This window comes from Lactococcus petauri (genome assembly GCF_023499275.1).
In the GTDB taxonomy this organism is placed as follows: domain Bacteria; phylum Bacillota; class Bacilli; order Lactobacillales; family Streptococcaceae; genus Lactococcus; species Lactococcus petauri.
Genome location: NZ_CP094882.1, coordinates 825,460 through 843,474 on the forward strand (window position 1 = coordinate 825,460; position 18,015 = coordinate 843,474).

The following is an 18,015-nucleotide window of genomic DNA, read 5'->3' on the forward strand; positions in this document are numbered from 1 at the left end:
CGAGTACTTCCTTAGAGTGTATCATAGATTTCTATAATTTTGAAGGACTTATCCAGCTGTCAGCTAAATTAAAAGTATTTTTTTATTTTGTGTGGAGATAAAATGGTCGCGCTTTCTTTTCTTGGGGCTTTGTATTAAAATAGAAACAAGGAGTAAAAAAGTATGAAAAAATTAATAATGTTATCTGGTATTGCACTTATGTCATTGACATTGGTTGCTTGTTCGTCCGAAAAAGCTTCTAAAACAAAGTCCTCAGAAGAAAAAACAGAGGTGACAAATCAAACATCAACGATCGAAAGTTCAGTGTCTACTGAAAGTACAAAAAGTATAGAAAGTGAAACAAGTAGCCCAGAAGAAGTGATACCAAGTTCAGAGCCAGAAACCTCTACTGAAGTTACTCCGGACTCAAGTACAGAGGTACAAGAAGTTGATTTGGATGAAGCGGCAATTTTAAACAATGATTTTACAACACTGTCTGGCACATGGGGTGCTGGAAATGGCAATATTTTAATAATTAACCCAGACCATAGTGCAACTCTTAATGGAGAGGCACAGACAATTACTGTGGATACTGTAAGTTCAGGGCAAAAAGTACTCAATATTCGAATGGCAACTGGTGTGGCACGTGCTGGAGCAGCAATCGAAACATTAAAGGTTGGAGAAAAAAATCCATATGGCGATCAATCAGATACATCTAAGCCACGTCTGCTTTTAGTGCAAGGTGGGTCAAACAGTCCTGCTGAAGAATATTTCTACAGAAAATAAATTTGTAAGCTTATAAATTATAGCTAACTAGAGTCCGAACGATAATTTTGATATAATAGGGGGAGATCAAAATTAAGATTAGAATTTATATAGGTTATAGATGAAGAATACGGTAAAAATACTGCAAGGGATTTCAAGAATTCTCTTACTCGTTGTTGGCTTAGCATTAATCTCAGGCTCTCTCTTTTTTACTGGGGTTCATATGGCTAATAAAAACGTCACAAAAACTGAAACACAAGGTGTGATTGTCCGCGGGGATGAAGCATTAAAAGAGGTGAACTACACTTTTGAAGGTGTCAGTCACCAAGTACGTCCCTTGGATACTTACTTTAGAAACTTGGGCACTGTTGATACAAAAATCAAAATTTACGTGGATAATGAACATCCAGAACGTATCTTTTTGACTTATCGTGGAGATGGCCTGATGCGTACAGCGGGAATCTTAGCAGGTTGGGGTTTATTATTGTTGGTCATTCTCTTGGGGGAAAGACAGCTGATGAGTCGTATGAAAAAGCTTGAGCAACTTGCCGAAGAAGAAGAAAAAGAAACACTTTCTTGATTGTGTTTCTTTTTTATATCAACTCTTGTGCAAAAAAACACAAGCGCATTTCTTAAGAAAAATATAAAGCTATGCTACCATAGAAATATGACTATCTTACACAATAAAATTTCAAATAAAGAATTAAAAGAACGTTTAGAAGCTGAAACAGAGCCTCGTACAACTATTTCTTTTTATAAATATTTTAATATTGCTGACCCACAAGAATTTCGTGATAATCTTTACATGAAATTTGAGGATTTAAAAGTCTTTGGTCGTGTTTATATTGCTAAAGAAGGAATAAATGCACAAATCAGTGTGCCTACTCCTAATTTAGAAAAGTTCAAAACGACCCTTTACCAAACAGCGCCAGAACTGGATGGCCTTCGTCTGAACTATGCGATTAAAGATGATGGAAAATCTTTCTGGGTCTTACGCATGAAAGTCCGTAACAAAATTGTTGCAGATGGTATTGATGATCCAACGTTTGATCCTTCAGATGTTGGGCAGTACTTAAAAGCTGAAGAAGTGAACGAAATGCTCGGTAAAGAAGACACAATCTTTGTTGATATGCGTAACCACTACGAGTACGAAGTGGGACATTTCAAAGATGCCTTAGAGGTACCATCTGCAACTTTCCGTGAGCAGTTACCAATGGCTGCAGATATGCTTAAAGACGACAAAGATAAAAATATTGTCATGTACTGTACAGGTGGAATTCGTTGTGAAAAAGCCAGTGCCTTTATGAAGCATGAAGGTTTTGAAAATGTTTACCATGTGGAAGGCGGAATTATTGAATACGCGCGTAAAGCTAAAGAACAAGACTTACCGATTGAATTTATCGGTAAAAACTTCGTATTTGATGAACGTATGGGAGAACGTATAACAGACGATGTTCTCTCAACATGTCCACAATGTGGTGAAGCTTGTGATATGCATACAAACTGTAAAAATAAAGCTTGTCATCGTTTATTTATCCAGTGTGAAAATTGTGCAGAGCGCTTTGAAGGTTGTTGTTCACAAAGCTGTGTGGAGGAACTCAGCTTATCTGATGAAGAAATCAATGCTTTAATCGCAGAGCGTGCAGCGGATCCAACATTCTTCACAAAAGGAAGAAGCTAAAATTAAAAAAAGCAATCTTTTAAAAGATTGCTTTTTTTAATTGTTCCCTAAGTTCTGTTTCAAAAGCAAGCACGCGCTCCAAAGATAAAGCAAAATCCGCATCGGCAATATTCATGCGCACGAAAAATTCCCCTGACTGATAACGAATCATAATATTTGGTCGTACTTTTTCATGTAGAGCATCCTGTGTCTGTTCATTACCATAGATATACCAGAAATATTCAAGCGCTTCTTTGTTATGGAAATCATCGTTTACCAGTAAAAGAACAGTTTTAAGTTGGTCAGAAAATTCGAGTTCTTTTGCATAGGTCCCATCTTTATAAAGCGGAAGTCCGTCATACCAAAAGTGGACATTCTGACCAAAGGTTTCTTCAGCAAGCTTATTCATAATCTTTCAAAACCCATTCGTTAATGGCATGCGCGACACCAGATTCAGCATTAGATTTTGTGACATATTTGGCAATTTTTTTCAGCTCTTCTTTACCATTGCCCATGACAACTGGGTTGCCAACAGCTTCCAACATAGAACGGTCATTTTCTTGATCACCAATTGCCATTAATTCGTCCACATCTAGGAAGAGTTTTTTAGCTAAGTGCAATACAGCATTTCCTTTGCTGGCTTTTTTGTTCATAAATTCAAGATAAAATGGAGTTGATTTGACCATGTTATAACGCTCGAAAAATTCAAAAGGCAAGTAGGCGATAGCATTGTCTAAAATTTCAGGTTCATCAATCATCATTACTTTTGCAACTTCAAGTGCGGCAATTTCCTCAGGCTGACGGAAATAGAGGGGCATATTAACCAAGGAAGCTTCGTGAATAGTATATTTACCGATGTCACGATTACTTGTGTAGATTCCTTTTTTAGTAATGGCATGCATATGTACACCGATTTTACGAGCTGCAGCATCAATATCAAGAACATCTTCAGCTTCTAAGGTTTCCATAATGAACTCTTCGCCAGTCGCACGTTGCACTAAAGCACCGTTATAAGTGATGACATAATCACTATAATCCGTCAATTCAAGTTCTTCCAGAATATCATGAACACCCATAAGTGGACGACCTGTTGTAATAACAACCTTAACTCCAGCAGCTTTAGCTTCAGCAATTGCCTGCTTAACTTCTGGCGTGATTTTACGTTCCGGGTCCAATAGTGTACCATCGATGTCAATAGCGATAAGTTTAATCATTTTATTTTTCTCTTTTCTAATTAAAGGTTGGTTTGCATAAAGGTAATGAATTCAGGATTCTCCAACATCACTTTTGGAAAGTAAAAGCGGCTATTCCCGTGAATGGTGCCCGCTAAACTTGCCACAATAGGAGAGACCTCGGAAAGCTCAATGAGGCTACCATCTTTTTGTAAAATTTCAATCTGTGTTCGTGGTTTATTCGAATTGGGACGATAAAAGTCATAAGGAAGATCGAAATTACTGTTTGTTCCCGTGAAGTATTGTGGGTCAAAGCCAGCTTTTTCCACTTGGTCACGCAGTTTGTCCAAAAGCGAAGCATCTGAGTTAAAAAGATCCAGCTGTTTTTCTTGTCCTTGATTATACTCTAAGGATTTTAAAAGATGGCGGTTGATATACATCTGAGCAAGCTTAGACAAAATATCATCTTCGTTAGCCATCCATGTTTGAAAATAGGTGTTCATAACACCATCATCCAAGGCGAGATAATCATGCAAAGTTTGTTTATTCTCAAAGAAAGGAACTAAACAAGGACTTGTTTGCGCAAAGTAATCGTGATCAAATTGGTATAAATATTTAGCCCGCTTCAGCAAGTTTTGGAGAATGACTTCCATGGAGCGACTTGCCGGATGGAAGTAAACCTGCATGTACATTTGGTAACGGCTCACAATGTAATCTTCAACGGCATGCATACCAGAAATTCTGAAGACAATTCCATCTTCATGAGGCGCAATTACACGCAGAATCCGAGTCAAATCAAACTGTCCATAGACTGCCCCGGTATAGTAAGCATCCCTTAAGAGGTAATCCATACGATCTGCATCAATTTGACTGGAAATAAGTTGCACCACTTGTGGGTTAGGATAGTCATGGGAAATGACTGAAGCGACCTGCTCAGGAAAGTCAGGACTTACTTTGCGTAAAACCGCATTGATTTCAGTAGCTGGTGAGGTAATAATCTCACGTGTCATGGCTTCGTGATCTGTGCCAAATAGGCCTTCAAACGTATGAGAATAAGCACCATGACCGACATCATGTAATAAAGCTGCACATTGTGTAACTAAATTTTCTTCTGGATTCCAAGCTTCAGGATAACGCTTAGTGAACCATTCAGTGATTGTTTTTGCGATATGATAAACTCCCATACAATGAGAGAAGCGACTATGCTCGGCTCCGTGAAAAGTGTATGAAGAAGTTCCAAGTTGTTTTATACGACGTAAACGCTGGAATTCTGCAGTGTTAATTAAATCATAAATTGTTTCGTTTTCGACATGAATATAATCATGGACGGGGTCACGAAAAACTTTTTCGAGCTGTGTCATACAACCTCCTTTGCATTTTACATGCAATTATCTTGACGTAATTGAACAAGTTGTGGTTTCAAGATAAGTTTTTCGACAAAGAGTCTTCAAGAGAGACTCTAACTTAATGAAAACTCTTGCATTACTGTAATATAATTATAACCGAAATTAACATAAATTGCCATTTTACTAATAAGGCAAGTTATAGTAAAATAACAGTTATGGAAATTACTATTCGGAACCGTATTGTTATTGATGGACAAGAAGAATTTATTCGTGAAACTTTTGAAGGTGATGTTAAAAAGTTAGGGAATAAAATTGCATTATATTATAAGAATGCTGAAGAAGAAAAAGTCTTGATAAAGTTTGATGACAAAGAGTTGAGTATGACACGTTATGCTGATAAACCGGTTGTCATGCGTTTTCACAAAGAACTTCCAACGCATACTCTTTATGAAGGTTTGGGACGTTTGGAGATTTTGACAGATGGTTTTCATATGAATGAAGAGTTAAAACATGTGAAATTGAAATACCGCTTAGCTCAAAATGATATCCCGATCGGGGAGTATCGAATGAGAATTGATTGGAAATTGAGTTAAAGATGAAAAAAATATTACTCCCTGAGGAACTGTACGACCAGTTGGAGTTGTCAGGTGAAAAAGAAATTGAAGTCGTTGAAAATAATAAAAACAGCTTCACCATACGTGCTAAAACCCCCAACAAGAGAGAAGAGGCAGCGCGGGTCTTTCTAATCCCCACAGCGCTTAGCACACTCCTCTTTTTTGTTGCCAGTCAGGTGATGGGGCTGAGTCAGATTAAATTGTCGGGGACAGCCTCGATCTCAACTGGCGTTTTAGTTATTGCTAATACAATCGCTTTAACATCTTTCATCATTGCTTTTATTAAAAAGCGGAAAGAGCTTTATCATACCATGTTACCGCGCGTGTACTGGCGAACGTTTCCCTCTGTTATTCTTTCTGTTTTTATTATCGTCACTTTAGGATTAGTTGCCTTATTTTGGTTCTTGAATCAGCTTTTTTATGGCTTGAGTTTTGATGTTTTTACTTCGATGTTGATTTTTGCTATTTTTTCTGGAATTTTAAATTACCTGTTAATTTTTGCTGTAGACACATTCTCCATCCAAATGATGATTAATATGCTTATTATGGTTTCTGTTGGTGGACTTGTCGCAAGTATGGCCGCCAACAATAACCAATACTGGTGGCAAAAGAACTTCAGCCTGCTAGGAACGAGTGAATCCAACACAAGCTTGCAGTTTAATATGACTTTGGTTGTTTCGGCTGCCTTGATGATTGCTTTATTTGATTATATATTTGTCTCGATTCGTGAAAAATTAGGGCATCGTATACGATTTATGATATTGCAAATCTTATTAACTTTATGTGCCATCTCTATCGCTTTGGTTGGCCTGATTCCTAATAATGGTGATGGTTTGGCGCACATTATGCACGATGTGGCGGCTCAGCTCATTGTTTTGTTTATGAGTTTATCAATCTTAGGAATTCGCTGGTTTTTACCTGACTTAGATAAAAACATGTACCGCATTTCTTATGGTTTAGCAGGTTTGATAGTTTTTGGTTACTTCTTATGGCATCCGCTCTATTATCTGAACTTAACTGCCTTTGAAATTCTTTCCTTTAGCTTATCTTTTGCATGGATCATGCTCTTGATTAATACATTAGTGAGGATATTGTTTAATCCTCGTGTTGTTTATCAAGTTGATATCGTAAAAGACGTAGAAAAAATCACAGAAAAATAAGCTGTGGTTTTTTCATATACCAAAAGCAGAGCAGCTTTTTTTTACCTTAAGTAAAAGCTATGGTAAAATAAAGACGATAGGGAGGTCAAAATGAAAGAAGTAAAAGTATTTTATAATGAAAAATCAGGAAAAAATGACGAAAACGAAGTATTAAATACAATTAAAAATTTTTTTGGAAAAGAAGAAAATAAAGCCTCTCATGTGGAATATATCAATCCAGATAGCCCAGAAGATGCAGTACGTTTAGCAAAAAAAGCAAGTCAAGAAAACACAGATCTTGTAGTGGCACTTGGTGGAGATGGAACGATTAATAAAGTATGTGGAGGCGTATTTGAGGGAGGAAGCAAATCTATCTTAGGTATCGTTCCCAATGGTACAGTCAATAACTTGTCAAAATCACTCCATATTCCTCAGGATATAGAAGCTGCCTTGCAAAATCTCAATGAGGGGAAGTTGCAAAAATTTGATATTGCTAAAGTTAACGATGATTATATGATTTCCAGCTTAACCTTGGGAATATTGGCAGATATCGCTCAAAATGTGAGCAGCTCAGAAAAGAAAAAATTTGGACCCTTTGCTTACTTGAAGGATGCCTACAAAGTTATTCGCCATAATAAAAGCTACCGTATCGAGCTCAAATATAATGGCAAAACAAAAGCCTTAAAAACGAAATTATTATTAATTACGATGACCGATACGATTGGCGGAAGACAGGCTTTATCTCTTGATGCTAAGGTAGACGATGGTCTTATCCGAGTGTATTCGTTGAAGGAGATTAATTTACTCAAAATTTTATTCCATCTTAATAAGCTACGCAAGGGCCAACTCGAAGATTTTATGGAAATTACTTATTTTGACACAGATCACTTAGAAATAAGTGCCCAATCTAATAAAAAACAAGATATTCCTTATTCAAGAATTGACGGAGATAAAAGCTCGCCACTTCCACTAGACATAACGGTATACCGCAAAGGTTTGACTACGGTGGTTCCTAAATAAGTACTTTATCTTATATTATCTTTAAAGCACCTGATGAATGCAAACTTAACTGTAAATGACAAATTGAAGTAAAAAAAACTTGCATTCCACTTGAATTGAAGAATATTTTCTGTTATACTTATATAGTTGTCTTTGTGGTCTCCCATAAAGTACAACCGCACGAGGTACCGTTTAAGTAGCATTAGCTCACGGTCCAAGGCGAGTCTTACAGTCGTTTTACGGCACAAAATCTAACAAGGAGGAATCACAATGTCAAACTACGCAATCATCAAAACTGGTGGTAAACAAGTCAAAGTTGAAGAAGGACAAGTTATCTACGTTGAAAAACTTAACGTTGAAGCTGGTCAAACTGTAACTTTTGATGAAGTTGTTCTTGTCGGCGGTGCTACTACTAAAGTTGGTGCTCCACTCGTTTCAGGTGCAACAGTTGTCGGTGAAGTTGAAAAACATGGTAAACAAAAGAAAGTTGTTACTTTCCAATATAAACCTAAAAAACACTCACACCGTAAACAAGGTCACCGTCAACCTTACACTAAGGTTGTTATCAAATCAATCAACGCTTAAGGCATGATTGAAGCGGTTATCAGGACAAAGCGAGATAAAATAGTTTCCTATGAAATCTCTGGACATGCTGAATCAGGTGAATATGGTCACGATGTGGTCTGTGCAGCTGTGAGTGTGTTGTCAATTACAACAGCAAATAATCTCTATGAAATGGCAAAGATTAAACCTATTGCCAATATGGAAGATGGTTATCTTTATGTTGAAATACCTTTGAGTACTCCTGAAAGACAAGGCGAATTGGCTCAAACACTTCTCCAAGCGTTTGAAAATGCTATGCGAGAAGTATCAAATAATTACAGCCAATACATTACACTTAAAATTGAAAATGGAGGGCAATATAATGCTTGAACTTAATCTGCAACTCTTCGCCCACAAAAAAGGTGGGGGTTCTACTTCCAATGGTCGTGACTCACAAGCTAAACGTCTTGGTGCTAAAGCATCTGACGGTGAACTTGTAAGCGGCGGTTCAATCCTTTTCCGTCAACGTGGTACACATATCCATCCAGGTGCTAACGTTGGTCGTGGTGGCGATGACACTCTCTTCGCTAAAATCGAAGGACACGTTAAATTTGAAATGAAACGTGGTAAAAAACACGTTTCAGTTTACCCAGCAGTAGCTAAATAATGGTAAACGAGTCTCTCTTCGGAGAGGCTTTTTTTATAAATATAAAAGAAAAGACAATGAGGAAAGCCCACTCTGGAGGGACAGATTCATGTCTTTTCTTTACATAAATACTTGAGTTTCCTGGATTAATTTTTGTGCTTCCCTAAAATTTAGGACATCATCAAAACCATATTTTGAAAGAAAATAGACTTGGTCGCAATATTTTTCCACCTCTTCTAAGATATGGGAGGTAAGCAGAATGATTTTTGTTTTGGAAAAGCTCTTTTAAGATTTGGAAGGCTTTGGCACGCATCGCATTGTCAAGCCCATTCATCAGCTCATCGACAATGATAAGGTCTGCTTCAAGGCTTACAGTGTAAATGAAAGCCAGTATTTCTTTCATTCCGAGAGAATATTTTTTGATTGGTTTTTTAAAGAAGCGTGAAGCAGAAAATAAGGGCATGTATTTTTCTGCGCTTTTTAGCTCTGTCTTTGTCAAAACCTTAATATAATCGATCGCTCGAAGATTAGGCTCAAAAATATCAAGTGCTGCAACATAGGAAACTCTACAATGAATAATGTCTTGTTTTTCTTTACACTATATAAGACGTGAATACATCTTACTTTTCACTAAAAATATATCTTGTAGAATAGAAAACAAAAATATCTTATTATTCTAAAAAGACAGTGTTATTTTCCCTTTTCGTAAGTTAAGCGCTTTATTTATGGTATATTTACTCTATAAATTTGAGTTGCATTGAAGGAGAAAAGAATGAAAATTGGTGTAGTAAAAGACTTGAAACAAGGGGAAGCACGTGTCGGAATGACGCCGGAAAATGTAAAATTTTTGGTAGAGGCCGGGCATACGCTATATGTTGAAAATAATGCAGGTTTTGGTGCTGGTTTTCCAAATGAGCAGTATATCGCAGCGGGAGCCAAGATAGTGGAACGTGAAGAAGCATGGGAAGCAGAAATGATGGTTCGCGTAAAAGAGCCCCTAGAGGAAGAATATCAATACCTTAAAGAGGGACAAATAATCTGGGGATTTTTACATTTACCTGCAAATAAAGCTTGTGTTGAAAAAATGATAGAAATGAAGGTGACTGCTTTTTCGGCTGAAAATATCGCTACGGAGGGAATTTTTCCATTACTCAAACCCTTGAGTGCAATTGCGGGACGACGTGCCGTTAATATTGGACAATATTATCTGGAAAAACAACACGGGGGACAAGGAATTCTACTTCCAGGCATTCCCGAAAGTGGTATCGAGGCAGGACATATCGTTATATTTGGTGGTGGTACTGCAGCAGAAAATGCAGCAGATATTGCCTTGAGTATTGGTTGTTCCGTCCTTATTTTAGAGCTGAGTGATACACGTATTCAAGAGCTGGAAACGCGTTATGCGGGTAAAAAGCTGCAGGTCGTCAAGTCAACAACCGAAGCACTTGAAGAGCACATAAAAAAAGCAGACGTTTTTATTTCAACAATTCTGATTCCTGGGGCTAAACCACCAAAGCTTGTGAAAGAGTATATGGTCAAATCAATGAAACCAGGTGCTGTGATTGTTGATATCGCTATTGATCAAGGAGGGACGGTTGAAACTATTGATCACGCAACGAATCATGCAGAACCGGTATTTACAAGACACAATGTCATTCATTATGCAGTGCCAAATATGCCAGGGGCGACACCCCGTACTTCAACTTTGGTAATGTCTAAAGGGAATATAGAATACTTGAAGCAGATTGCCGACAATGGTTTAGAAAAAGCACTTAATCTTAGTGAATCGCTTCGCTCTGGTATGAGTGTCTATAAAGGAAAAATAGTGTCGCCTGCGTTGGCTGATTCGATTGGGCTTCCTTATACAAAAATTAAGTAAAGATTATTGGGGCTTCCCAATGATCTTTTTGCTTGCATGAAAGGTATGGAAGCGTATAAACCTTGAAATATGGTATAATGAGACAAAGATTATAAATAAAAGAACAGGAAGGTATTTGTTTGGCTAGACATTCCGTAGAATTTAAGTTGGAAAATCCAGAAGATGCAGTTTTACTTTTTGGTTCACAGGATAAAAATGCACAGTTGATTGAATCTCAACTTGCTGTTGATATAAACTATCGCGGGGAGCGCGTACAGATTTTTGCTGATAATGAAGTAGCGCCTGAGCAAGCACGTAAAGTTTTACAGGCTCTTTTAGTTTTGATTTCTCGTGGTTTACCTGTCCATAGCTCTGATGCGATGATTGCAGTTAAAATGGTGCTTGAAGATAATATCGAAAATTTCATTACACTTTATGAAATTGAGCTCACTAAAGATGCAGTTGGTACACCAATTCGGTTAAAAAATGTGGGGCAAAAGCTCTATGTAGACAGTGTGAAGCATCATGATGTCGTCTTCGGCATTGGTCCTGCTGGGACCGGGAAAACCTTTTTGGCTGTCGTTATGGCAGTCCAAGCATTGCGTAATGGTCAGGTGAAACGCATTATTTTGACACGTCCGGCTGTAGAGGCTGGTGAAAATCTGGGGTTCTTACCGGGAGATTTGCAAGAAAAAGTAGATCCTTATCTGCGCCCTGTTTATGATGCACTCTTCCAGATTTTAGGAAAAAATGCAACGGAACGTATGATGGAGCGTGGGATCATTGAAATTGCACCTTTAGCTTACATGCGTGGACGTACTTTAGATGATGCCTTTGTTATCTTGGATGAAGCGCAAAACACAACAACGATGCAAATGAAAATGTTCCTGACACGTTTGGGCTTCAACTCAAAAATGATTGTCAATGGTGATATTTCACAGATTGATTTGCCGGCTAAGGCTAAATCTGGTTTGATTGACGCAAAAGAAAAACTTTCTGGTTTAAATAGTATTGATTTTGTCTACTTTACAGCTAAGGACGTCGTTCGTCATCCTGTTGTAGCTCAAATTATTAATGCTTACGAGAAAAAAGGAGAGTGAGATGTCTGAAGGTTATGTTCTCGACTTACGTAAAATATTGGGCCCGCGCCCACTTGTTGTTGCATGTGCTAGCATAATTATCTATAATGAAGATGGAATCTTGCTTCAGAAACGTAAGGATACAGGGTGTTGGTCTTATCATGGGGGTTCAATCGAACCTGGAGAAACAGCAGAAGAAGCTGCGAGCAGAGAGCTTTTTGAAGAGATAGGTTTGACTGTAGGAAACATGGAGCTATTTACCGTATGTTCTGGAGAGGAACAGCATTTTTGCTATCCAAATGGTGATGAAGTTCATATTGTAGATACTGTTTATGTCAGCAATGATTTTTCAGGTCAAATGGTTTTTGAAGAAAGCGAAGTTCTGGATGCACAATGGTTTGCATTTGACCAATTGCCAGAAAATATTATGCCTTCAACAAGAACACCGCTCTTAGATTTTGCGAAAAAAATGAGAGAGAACATCGAAAATATATAAGGGAAAAGAATGTATATAGAATTAGTTGATGAAACAGGAAAAGTTTCAAAAGAAATTATTGAGCAAACTGAAAAGTTATTAAGCTTTGCTGCAGATTATATAAAGCTTGCCGACTCAAAAGAAATGTCTGTTACTTTCGTTGATAATGCGCGCTCACAAGAAATTAATCTGGAATATAGAGAGAAAGATGCACCGACGGATGTTATTTCGCTTGAATATAAGCCTGATGAAGATGAGTTTTTCTTTGATGAAGATATGGATATTCCAGAAGAGTTGATGGAGGAGCTTGATCCTTTTATTGGTGAACTCTTTATCTCAATCGATAAAGCTGCCGAGCAAGCAGCAGATTATGGGCATTCCCTTGAACGTGAATATGGCTGGTTAGCTGTTCATGGCTTCTTACACATTAATGGTTACGATCATTATTCTCCAGAAGAAGAAGCAGAAATGTTCGGACTTCAGGAGGAGATTTTGACTGCTTATGGACTTAAAAGATAACGAAAAAGATGTAAAAATTTTCAATAAGGAAGACTTTGCGGACGGTGAAGTCCCAGAGAATACCCAGCGTAAACGTTGGAAAAATACGAATGTTATTTCCAGCATGGAGTTCGCAATTACGGGTATCTGGACAGCTTTTAAAGAAGAAAGAAATATGCGCAAGCATACGCTTTCTGGTGTGTTGGCTTTGATCCTAGGTGTTGTTTTGCAAATTCAAGAATTTGAGTGGCTTTTCCTTTTTCTTGCCATCTTTTTAGTCTTTATGGCAGAGCTCTTCAATTCGGCTATTGAGAATGTGGTTGATTTGGCTGCTGATTACCAATTTCATTTGCGCGCCAAAAGAGCCAAAGATATGGCTGCAGGAGCTGTTTTAGTCATTTCTGGTTTTGCCGTGATTGTTGCTGCGTTTATCTTCTTACCTAAAATTTGGCATCTTTTCTTTTAAACTCAACGGCATAAGGAAAAGGTTTTGATTTCCTGAGCCCCTCCTTGTTTTAAGACAGCTATAGCATGTTGGAGCGTTCGACCGGTAGTATAAACGTCATCCACCAGTAAAATTTTATCTGGCACTTTTACCTTTGCTTTTAAAGTAAAGGTATTTTTGTTTTTAAGACGTTCATTTCTGGTACGTGTATTTTGTGCAGGACCTTCTTCTTTTTCCAGAAGAGAACTGAAAGGAAGTTGCTGCAGGAGCGCAGCGACCTGATTGAAACCTCTCTCTTGAAAGCGTTGCTTACTCACGGGGATTGGAACAATCGTATATCCTTTTTCTATTTGAAAATATTTGTGAAAAACATGATGTAGGCGATAATCTCCCAAAAATTTGTAACGACTAAAGAATTCTTCCATGGCTGTATTATAGGTAAAGACAGCTTGATGATTTACAATAATGCCTTCCTTTTCCCAAATCTTGCAGTCAGAGCAGACGTCCTTTATGTCTGGCTTATAACAGCGGCTACAATAAGGTGGAGTAATTAGTTGAAACTTATTGTGACAGGTTGTACAAAGCCCGGGAGAAGAGTCTTTTAAGAGAAAAAGTTGATGGAAAGTAGCTTCAATAGTGTATTCAGTATGGCAAAGCAAACAAATCATTGGAAACCTCCTGCCTTATTCATATTTCTGATATTTTTATAAGCTTCCAACATTGCTGTTGTTTTTCCTAAATGAAAGAAAAACACTTTGCCATCAGGTCTTTCGGTACTTCGACCTACTCGTCCGGCAATTTGGATGAGGCTTGATCTTGTGAAATTATGGTGATGACTTTGAAATACAAAAACGTCAACCTTAGGAAAAGTTACACCACGTTCTAAAATAGTCGTTGAGACAAGGATAGAAATATTGCCCTGACGAAAACGTTCCACAGCCTCTAAGCGTTCAAGACTCGTTGAAGCAACAAAGGCAATTTCTTCATGAGGAAAACTACTCTGTAAGTCTTGGCTCAGTTTTTCTCCCAGTCTTATTTCAGGGACAAAGATAAGTAATGGGAAACCAGATTCGCGTTGTTTTTTGACCATTTTGTAAAACTTGCTCTGCCAAAAAAATTGCGGGAGTACCAATGGAAAACCATGAAAACGTCGGGGAAGTTGTAACTTTTCGATTTGCCCCAACTTGACTTGTTTTTCCAAATTATTGGTGGTTGTTGCAGTAAGATAAATCAAGCTTGAAGAAGGTTTACGAGCTTGAGTCAGTGCAAAAGAGAGCATGTCATTATCTGGAAATGGAAAAGCATCAACCTCATCAAGAATGACTAAGTCAAAGGCATGACGAAAACGCATAAGCTGATGTGTCGTCGCAATTACGAGTGGCGAGCGGCTGTATTTCTCACTTTTTCCGTGTAAAAGCGAGATGGGACAAGAAAAATCTCGCTTTAAGCGATAGTAGAGTTCTAGACAGACATCAATACGAGGACTAGTTAAACCTACAGCTTTTCCTTTTTTAAGGGTGTTATCAATCATCTGATAAATCATTTCAGTTTTTCCTGCACCCGTGACAGCCTGCACCAGCACCGTTTTTTGTTGCTGATGTAATTTGACTAGAGTATCAGATATATATTGCTGAGGGGGTGTGAGTTTTCCCTGCCAGTTTAGAAAAGAAGCTGCTAAAAAATCCTCCTGAGGAAGGTGATAAAGTTTTTCATCCGAGCGAACACGTCCCATCTGAATACAATGGGGACAATAATAAGCACCAACGGGGAGTAAGACCTCTTTTTTCTTACTTTTTTTACCGCAGCGATTGCACATAATCACTGTTCTTGAAATATCGTGCATACTATCAAAAAGTATTGCTTTGTCTGGGATTTTCGACAATTCTTTTTGTAAAAGGAGTCTACCATATAATTCATTCATACCTTTAAGACGAAAAAAGTCGCATGTTTTCACTATTTTTGATAAAATTTATTTATGACAATTACCATAAAAGAGGATTTCATTGCAGAAGAAGAAATCAAAAAATCGCGCTTCATTTGCCATTTGAAGCGCGTTTATACTGAGGAAGAAGCACGAGCTTTTATTTCTGAAATAAAAAAAGAGCATCATAAGGCGAATCATAATTGTTCCGCCTTTACTTTAGGCGACCGTCAGGAGATCCAGCGTTCAAGTGATGATGGCGAACCTTCTGGTACAGCTGGTGTACCTATGTTGGAAATTCTTAAGAAAAGAGAAATTACCAACGTTTGCGCAGTTGTGACTCGATATTTTGGGGGAATTAAACTCGGTGCTGGTGGTTTAATCCGTGCATATGCGGGGAGTGTTGGCCATGCTCTAGATCAGGTTGGTTTGGTCAAATTTGTCACACAGGAGCAATTAATCTTGACTCTTGATTATGGGAATTATGACGGTCTACAGCGCTTTTTAAGTTCCCAAGGCTTAGTCATCTCAGAGAGTGAATTTCTCTCCGATGTTACGGTCAAGCTCTTTGTTGACTTGGATAAGACAGAGCAACTTTTGGACAATTTGGTTGAACAGTTCAGTGGAAAAATTTCCGCGGCAAAAGGGGACAAGCAACTGGTGGAAGTTGATATTTAGAAAAAGGGATTTATGAAAATTTTTAGAAGCTCGTTTATTGTTAGTATTATTGCGTTGATTATCGCTTACCTCTACGCCGGATGGGATGGTTTAATGATTACAGCTATCCTAGCAGTGTTGGAAATTTCACTTTCCATGGATAATGCTATTGTTAATGCACGTATTTTGGAGCGTATGAGCCATGCTTGGCGTAAAATATTTTTGACGGTGGGGATTTTAATTGCTGTTGTGGGGATGCGCTTGGTCTTTCCGCTTTTGATTGTTGGTGTCTCCGCAAAACTGGATCCGATAAGTGCCATGCGCTTAGCTTTAGAAAAAGGTGATCCCAGTGTTCCAGGGACCTACGGTTATATTTTACACCATGCGCATCCTTCAATCGCTGCATTTGGTGGAATGTTTCTTTTGATGCTTGCACTTGGTTTTTTCTTTGATCAAAGAGCACATACATGGCTAAAATTGCCCGAAAAAGTCTTACAACAGGTTGGTCATTTTCCTGCAGCAAATGCGATAATTTCAATGCTTGTTCTTTTATTGACTGCTGAATTTATCGCGGCTGATGCACACACTGTTCTATTCTCAGGTGTTTTGGGGATTGTAACTTATATGTTGGTGAATGGCTTTGGCGATATGATGACCGAGCACATGCCTACCGAAACAGCAGGTCAGACGACTTACGCTGTGGGAAGAGCAGCTTTCTCGCTCTTCCTTTACCTGGAAGTTATTGATGCTTCCTTTAGTTTTGATGGTGTTATTGGGGCCTTCGCCATTACCTCAGACCCTATTATTATCCTACTTGGGCTAGGTGTTATCGGAGCAATGTTTGTCCGCTCACTGACTCTTTACTTGGTAGAAAAAGGAACACTGAATGAACTTGTTTATTTAGAACACGGTGCGCATTGGGCGATTCTTACCTTAGCCATTCTGATTTTGGCAAGTATCCATTGGGAAATTGGTGAGGCAGTGACAGGTTTACTTGGCGGGATTATTATCGTGTTATCCTTTATCTCAAGCATTATTTACAATCGAACACATTAAAAAACAAAAAAGTTGCACCTCTTGTGCAGCTTTTTTAATGTTGTAGGGTATTTTCTTGAATGAATTGGAGTGTTTGCTCGTAGCAGAGCTGTGCTTCTTTCGTACGGTAATCAAATTGATACTCATGTCCAATTTTTTTACTGGAATCATTAAAGAAAAGCTCGGATACAGGAACATTTAGCTCCTTTAAACGCTTTGCCAACGCTTCACCTTCTGGAGCGAAACTAAGAGTATTACCATCCGTAATATAAGTGGGCGGATAGTTTTCTGTTACGGCTGGAACCACGCTTGCTTGTTTTAGATGTGGATTGGTTTTCCAGTCTGTTGTACCTAAGAGTGACCAAGCTACAGTTTTGGTGAAAGCTTTAAGCAATAAATTATTTGACTTATCATGTGCCTTTTCCTGCAAGTTTACAGGCCCGCAATAAGAGATGACTCCTTTTAAATTTTGCTGAGAGAGGAGGGGTTTGAAGTTTAATGCATTTGCATAAACTTTATTGGTTTGGATGGCCGCATATTGGGCCGCAATCTGGGCACCAGCGCTATCTCCTCCAAGAATAATTTTATTGAAATCAAGTGAAGGGTATTCAGCTTGACGATGGAGCAAGTCTTCTACTAGTTCGTTTATTTGCTGAATTTGGCTGGGATATTGTGCATCAGGTGCAAGTGCATAATTAGGACAGATAACAGCAACTTGAGCATCATGCGCAATCTTAGTGGCAAATTCTTTAACATCGGTTTTATTTCCTCCGACATAAGCACCACCATGAACCCAGATAATTACAGGAATAGGGCCTTTGGCATTTTGAGGCATGTAAATGTCAAAGGTATTTCTTTTTTTTTCTGAATTATAGCTGATGTCACTTTTCAAAAGGACTTTTTTCTTCGTGGACTCATAGGTATTTTGATCTGTTATCTTTCCGCCACTTTTAGCAAAAAGACGATTAATCACAAAAGCCCCGGGGCGTGGGGAGAGATTAAACACCAGCAACAATCCTAAAATTAATACCACAAGAAAGCCTAACAATAAACTTATAACCTTAAATAATTTTTTCATGATGAACTTATTATATCAAATTATTTCATGTTGCAAATGATTTTTGAAAAAGGGTTCAGCAAGCTGAATCTCTCTTTAGCCCCTTCAAATCGGAAACACTAAAAAC

General features: G+C 38.1%; 23 protein-coding genes and 1 other annotated feature. Of the genes, 16 read left to right on the forward strand and 7 right to left on the reverse strand.

From position 1 onward, the window contains the following. The first annotated feature begins 162 nt into the window (after window positions 1-162). The 3 genes from lgb_RS04140 to trhO all read left to right on the forward strand — a co-directional run bounded on the left by lgb_RS04140 (window position 163) and on the right by trhO (window position 2,425). Complete coding sequence (locus tag lgb_RS04140) at window positions 163-765, forward strand: DUF6287 domain-containing protein (protein WP_019293173.1); 603 nt, start codon at window positions 163-165, stop codon at window positions 763-765. 100 nt (window positions 766-865) lie between these two features. Then, window positions 866-1,324 carry a hypothetical protein gene (locus tag lgb_RS04145; protein WP_019293172.1) on the forward strand — a complete coding sequence of 153 codons (459 nt, stop codon included), beginning with the start codon at window positions 866-868 and terminating at the stop codon, window positions 1,322-1,324. A gap of 87 nt (window positions 1,325-1,411) precedes the next feature. Then, on the forward strand, window positions 1,412-2,425 hold the full coding sequence (gene trhO / locus lgb_RS04150) for an oxygen-dependent tRNA uridine(34) hydroxylase TrhO (protein WP_019291868.1): 1,014 nt from the start codon (window positions 1,412-1,414) through the stop codon (window positions 2,423-2,425). 19 nt (window positions 2,426-2,444) lie between these two features. Here the strand turns inward: trhO and lgb_RS04155 are convergent, their stop codons facing one another. From lgb_RS04155 to lgb_RS04165, 3 genes are read right to left on the reverse strand one after another with little or no spacing between them, the layout of a single operon-like run. Continuing rightward, window positions 2,445-2,813 (reverse strand): hypothetical protein, encoded by a 369-nt coding sequence (locus tag lgb_RS04155; RefSeq protein WP_064305302.1) that lies wholly within the window; start codon window positions 2,811-2,813, stop codon window positions 2,445-2,447. Then, a complete protein-coding gene (gene yidA, locus lgb_RS04160; protein WP_165706931.1) occupies window positions 2,806-3,618 on the reverse strand; it encodes a sugar-phosphatase in 813 nt (270 codons plus the stop codon). Before yidA ends, lgb_RS04155 begins: the two co-directional genes overlap by 8 nt. Before the next feature lie 20 nt (window positions 3,619-3,638). After that, entirely contained in the window at window positions 3,639-4,937 is a 1,299-nt protein-coding gene (locus tag lgb_RS04165; RefSeq protein ID WP_019293564.1) for an HD domain-containing protein, read from the reverse strand. A gap of 200 nt (window positions 4,938-5,137) precedes the next feature. Between lgb_RS04165 and lgb_RS04170 the strand changes: the two genes are divergently transcribed. The 6 genes from lgb_RS04170 (at window position 5,138) to rpmA (ending at window position 8,884) form a co-directional block, all read left to right on the forward strand. After that, entirely contained in the window at window positions 5,138-5,515 is a 378-nt protein-coding gene (locus lgb_RS04170) for a YwiB family protein (protein WP_019292782.1), read from the forward strand. A gap of 2 nt (window positions 5,516-5,517) precedes the next feature. Next, the gene (locus lgb_RS04175) at window positions 5,518-6,696 is read left to right on the forward strand and encodes a DUF998 domain-containing protein (RefSeq protein WP_029345738.1); all 1,179 of its coding nucleotides are present in this window, start codon (window positions 5,518-5,520) and stop codon (window positions 6,694-6,696) included. Window positions 6,697-6,786: 90 nt separating this feature from the next. Then, window positions 6,787-7,695 carry a diacylglycerol/lipid kinase family protein gene (locus lgb_RS04180; RefSeq protein WP_019293563.1) on the forward strand — a complete coding sequence of 303 codons (909 nt, stop codon included), beginning with the start codon at window positions 6,787-6,789 and terminating at the stop codon, window positions 7,693-7,695. A 143-nt stretch (window positions 7,696-7,838) separates the two neighbouring features. Further along, window positions 7,839-7,911 (forward strand) — a sequence feature (ribosomal protein L21 leader region). Window positions 7,912-7,944: 33 nt separating this feature from the next. Next, window positions 7,945-8,259 carry a 50S ribosomal protein L21 gene (gene rplU / locus lgb_RS04185; RefSeq protein WP_003136338.1) on the forward strand — a complete coding sequence of 105 codons (315 nt, stop codon included), beginning with the start codon at window positions 7,945-7,947 and terminating at the stop codon, window positions 8,257-8,259. A 3-nt stretch (window positions 8,260-8,262) separates the two neighbouring features. Further along, the gene (locus lgb_RS04190) at window positions 8,263-8,607 is read left to right on the forward strand and encodes a ribosomal-processing cysteine protease Prp (RefSeq protein ID WP_004257958.1); all 345 of its coding nucleotides are present in this window, start codon (window positions 8,263-8,265) and stop codon (window positions 8,605-8,607) included. After that, window positions 8,600-8,884: a 50S ribosomal protein L27 gene (gene rpmA / locus lgb_RS04195; protein WP_004257956.1), complete on the forward strand. Its 285-nt coding sequence runs from the start codon at window positions 8,600-8,602 to the stop codon at window positions 8,882-8,884. The genes lgb_RS04190 and rpmA overlap by 8 nt, the downstream gene beginning before the upstream one ends. A 160-nt stretch (window positions 8,885-9,044) precedes the next feature. Here the strand turns inward: rpmA and lgb_RS04200 are convergent, their stop codons facing one another. Then, complete coding sequence (locus lgb_RS04200; RefSeq protein ID WP_227671623.1) at window positions 9,045-9,326, reverse strand: P-loop NTPase family protein; 282 nt, start codon at window positions 9,324-9,326, stop codon at window positions 9,045-9,047. 309 nt (window positions 9,327-9,635) lie between these two features. On the opposite strand from lgb_RS04200, the gene ald reads away from it, so the two are divergent. From ald to lgb_RS04225, 5 genes are all read left to right on the forward strand, one after another. Beyond that, window positions 9,636-10,742: an alanine dehydrogenase gene (gene ald, locus lgb_RS04205; protein WP_019293562.1), complete on the forward strand. Its 1,107-nt coding sequence runs from the start codon at window positions 9,636-9,638 to the stop codon at window positions 10,740-10,742. 119 nt (window positions 10,743-10,861) lie between these two features. Beyond that, window positions 10,862-11,821, forward strand: coding sequence for a PhoH family protein (locus lgb_RS04210; protein WP_249663293.1), 960 nt, complete (start codon window positions 10,862-10,864; stop codon window positions 11,819-11,821). A 1-nt stretch (window position 11,822) separates the two neighbouring features. Further along, on the forward strand, window positions 11,823-12,296 hold the full coding sequence (locus tag lgb_RS04215; protein ID WP_019292774.1) for an NUDIX hydrolase: 474 nt from the start codon (window positions 11,823-11,825) through the stop codon (window positions 12,294-12,296). A gap of 9 nt (window positions 12,297-12,305) precedes the next feature. Further along, window positions 12,306-12,794, forward strand: a complete 489-nt coding sequence (ybeY, locus tag lgb_RS04220) for an rRNA maturation RNase YbeY (protein WP_019293561.1) — start codon at window positions 12,306-12,308, stop codon at window positions 12,792-12,794. Further along, window positions 12,778-13,239 (forward strand): diacylglycerol kinase family protein, encoded by a 462-nt coding sequence (locus tag lgb_RS04225; RefSeq protein WP_019292772.1) that lies wholly within the window; start codon window positions 12,778-12,780, stop codon window positions 13,237-13,239. The genes ybeY and lgb_RS04225 overlap by 17 nt, the downstream gene beginning before the upstream one ends. Before the next feature lie 2 nt (window positions 13,240-13,241). On the opposite strand, the gene lgb_RS04230 is transcribed toward lgb_RS04225, so the two are convergent. Then, window positions 13,242-13,886 (reverse strand): ComF family protein, encoded by a 645-nt coding sequence (locus lgb_RS04230; RefSeq protein ID WP_019293560.1) that lies wholly within the window; start codon window positions 13,884-13,886, stop codon window positions 13,242-13,244. Beyond that, window positions 13,883-15,139 carry an ATP-dependent helicase ComFA gene (locus lgb_RS04235; protein ID WP_019293559.1) on the reverse strand — a complete coding sequence of 419 codons (1,257 nt, stop codon included), beginning with the start codon at window positions 15,137-15,139 and terminating at the stop codon, window positions 13,883-13,885. The genes lgb_RS04230 and lgb_RS04235 overlap by 4 nt, the downstream gene beginning before the upstream one ends. 54 nt (window positions 15,140-15,193) lie before the next feature. Here lgb_RS04235 and lgb_RS04240 point away from each other — a divergent pair, with 54 nt between their 5' ends. Both lgb_RS04240 and lgb_RS04245 read left to right on the forward strand, forming a co-directional pair. Further along, a complete protein-coding gene (locus lgb_RS04240) occupies window positions 15,194-15,817 on the forward strand; it encodes a YigZ family protein (RefSeq protein WP_019293558.1) in 624 nt (207 codons plus the stop codon). A 12-nt stretch (window positions 15,818-15,829) separates the two neighbouring features. Continuing rightward, window positions 15,830-16,852 carry a DUF475 domain-containing protein gene (locus tag lgb_RS04245; protein WP_019293557.1) on the forward strand — a complete coding sequence of 341 codons (1,023 nt, stop codon included), beginning with the start codon at window positions 15,830-15,832 and terminating at the stop codon, window positions 16,850-16,852. A 34-nt stretch (window positions 16,853-16,886) separates the two neighbouring features. On the opposite strand, the gene lgb_RS04250 is transcribed toward lgb_RS04245, so the two are convergent. After that, window positions 16,887-17,909: an alpha/beta hydrolase gene (locus lgb_RS04250; RefSeq protein ID WP_019293556.1), complete on the reverse strand. Its 1,023-nt coding sequence runs from the start codon at window positions 17,907-17,909 to the stop codon at window positions 16,887-16,889. Between the last annotated feature and the right edge of the window lie 106 nt (window positions 17,910-18,015).

Coding starts and splice junctions, on each gene's coding strand:
- lgb_RS04230 (WP_019293560.1), bottom strand. CDS start 13,886: ATGATTTGTTTGCTTTGCCATACTGAATACACTATTGAAGCTACTTTC.
- rplU (WP_003136338.1), top strand. CDS start 7,945: ATGTCAAACTACGCAATCATCAAAACTGGTGGTAAACAAGTCAAAGTT.
- ybeY (WP_019293561.1), top strand. CDS start 12,306: ATGTATATAGAATTAGTTGATGAAACAGGAAAAGTTTCAAAAGAAATT.
- lgb_RS04175 (WP_029345738.1), top strand. CDS start 5,518: ATGAAAAAAATATTACTCCCTGAGGAACTGTACGACCAGTTGGAGTTG.
- lgb_RS04215 (WP_019292774.1), top strand. CDS start 11,823: ATGTCTGAAGGTTATGTTCTCGACTTACGTAAAATATTGGGCCCGCGC.
- lgb_RS04240 (WP_019293558.1), top strand. CDS start 15,194: ATGACAATTACCATAAAAGAGGATTTCATTGCAGAAGAAGAAATCAAA.
- lgb_RS04155 (WP_064305302.1), bottom strand. CDS start 2,813: ATGAATAAGCTTGCTGAAGAAACCTTTGGTCAGAATGTCCACTTTTGG.
- lgb_RS04200 (WP_227671623.1), bottom strand. CDS start 9,326: ATGCCCTTATTTTCTGCTTCACGCTTCTTTAAAAAACCAATCAAAAAA.
- lgb_RS04235 (WP_019293559.1), bottom strand. CDS start 15,139: ATGAATGAATTATATGGTAGACTCCTTTTACAAAAAGAATTGTCGAAA.
- lgb_RS04145 (WP_019293172.1), top strand. CDS start 866: ATGAAGAATACGGTAAAAATACTGCAAGGGATTTCAAGAATTCTCTTA.
- lgb_RS04140 (WP_019293173.1), top strand. CDS start 163: ATGAAAAAATTAATAATGTTATCTGGTATTGCACTTATGTCATTGACA.
- lgb_RS04225 (WP_019292772.1), top strand. CDS start 12,778: ATGGACTTAAAAGATAACGAAAAAGATGTAAAAATTTTCAATAAGGAA.
- lgb_RS04170 (WP_019292782.1), top strand. CDS start 5,138: ATGGAAATTACTATTCGGAACCGTATTGTTATTGATGGACAAGAAGAA.
- ald (WP_019293562.1), top strand. CDS start 9,636: ATGAAAATTGGTGTAGTAAAAGACTTGAAACAAGGGGAAGCACGTGTC.
- lgb_RS04190 (WP_004257958.1), top strand. CDS start 8,263: ATGATTGAAGCGGTTATCAGGACAAAGCGAGATAAAATAGTTTCCTAT.
- lgb_RS04250 (WP_019293556.1), bottom strand. CDS start 17,909: ATGAAAAAATTATTTAAGGTTATAAGTTTATTGTTAGGCTTTCTTGTG.
- lgb_RS04180 (WP_019293563.1), top strand. CDS start 6,787: ATGAAAGAAGTAAAAGTATTTTATAATGAAAAATCAGGAAAAAATGAC.
- rpmA (WP_004257956.1), top strand. CDS start 8,600: ATGCTTGAACTTAATCTGCAACTCTTCGCCCACAAAAAAGGTGGGGGT.
- yidA (WP_165706931.1), bottom strand. CDS start 3,618: ATGATTAAACTTATCGCTATTGACATCGATGGTACACTATTGGACCCG.
- trhO (WP_019291868.1), top strand. CDS start 1,412: ATGACTATCTTACACAATAAAATTTCAAATAAAGAATTAAAAGAACGT.
- lgb_RS04165 (WP_019293564.1), bottom strand. CDS start 4,937: ATGACACAGCTCGAAAAAGTTTTTCGTGACCCCGTCCATGATTATATT.
- lgb_RS04245 (WP_019293557.1), top strand. CDS start 15,830: ATGAAAATTTTTAGAAGCTCGTTTATTGTTAGTATTATTGCGTTGATT.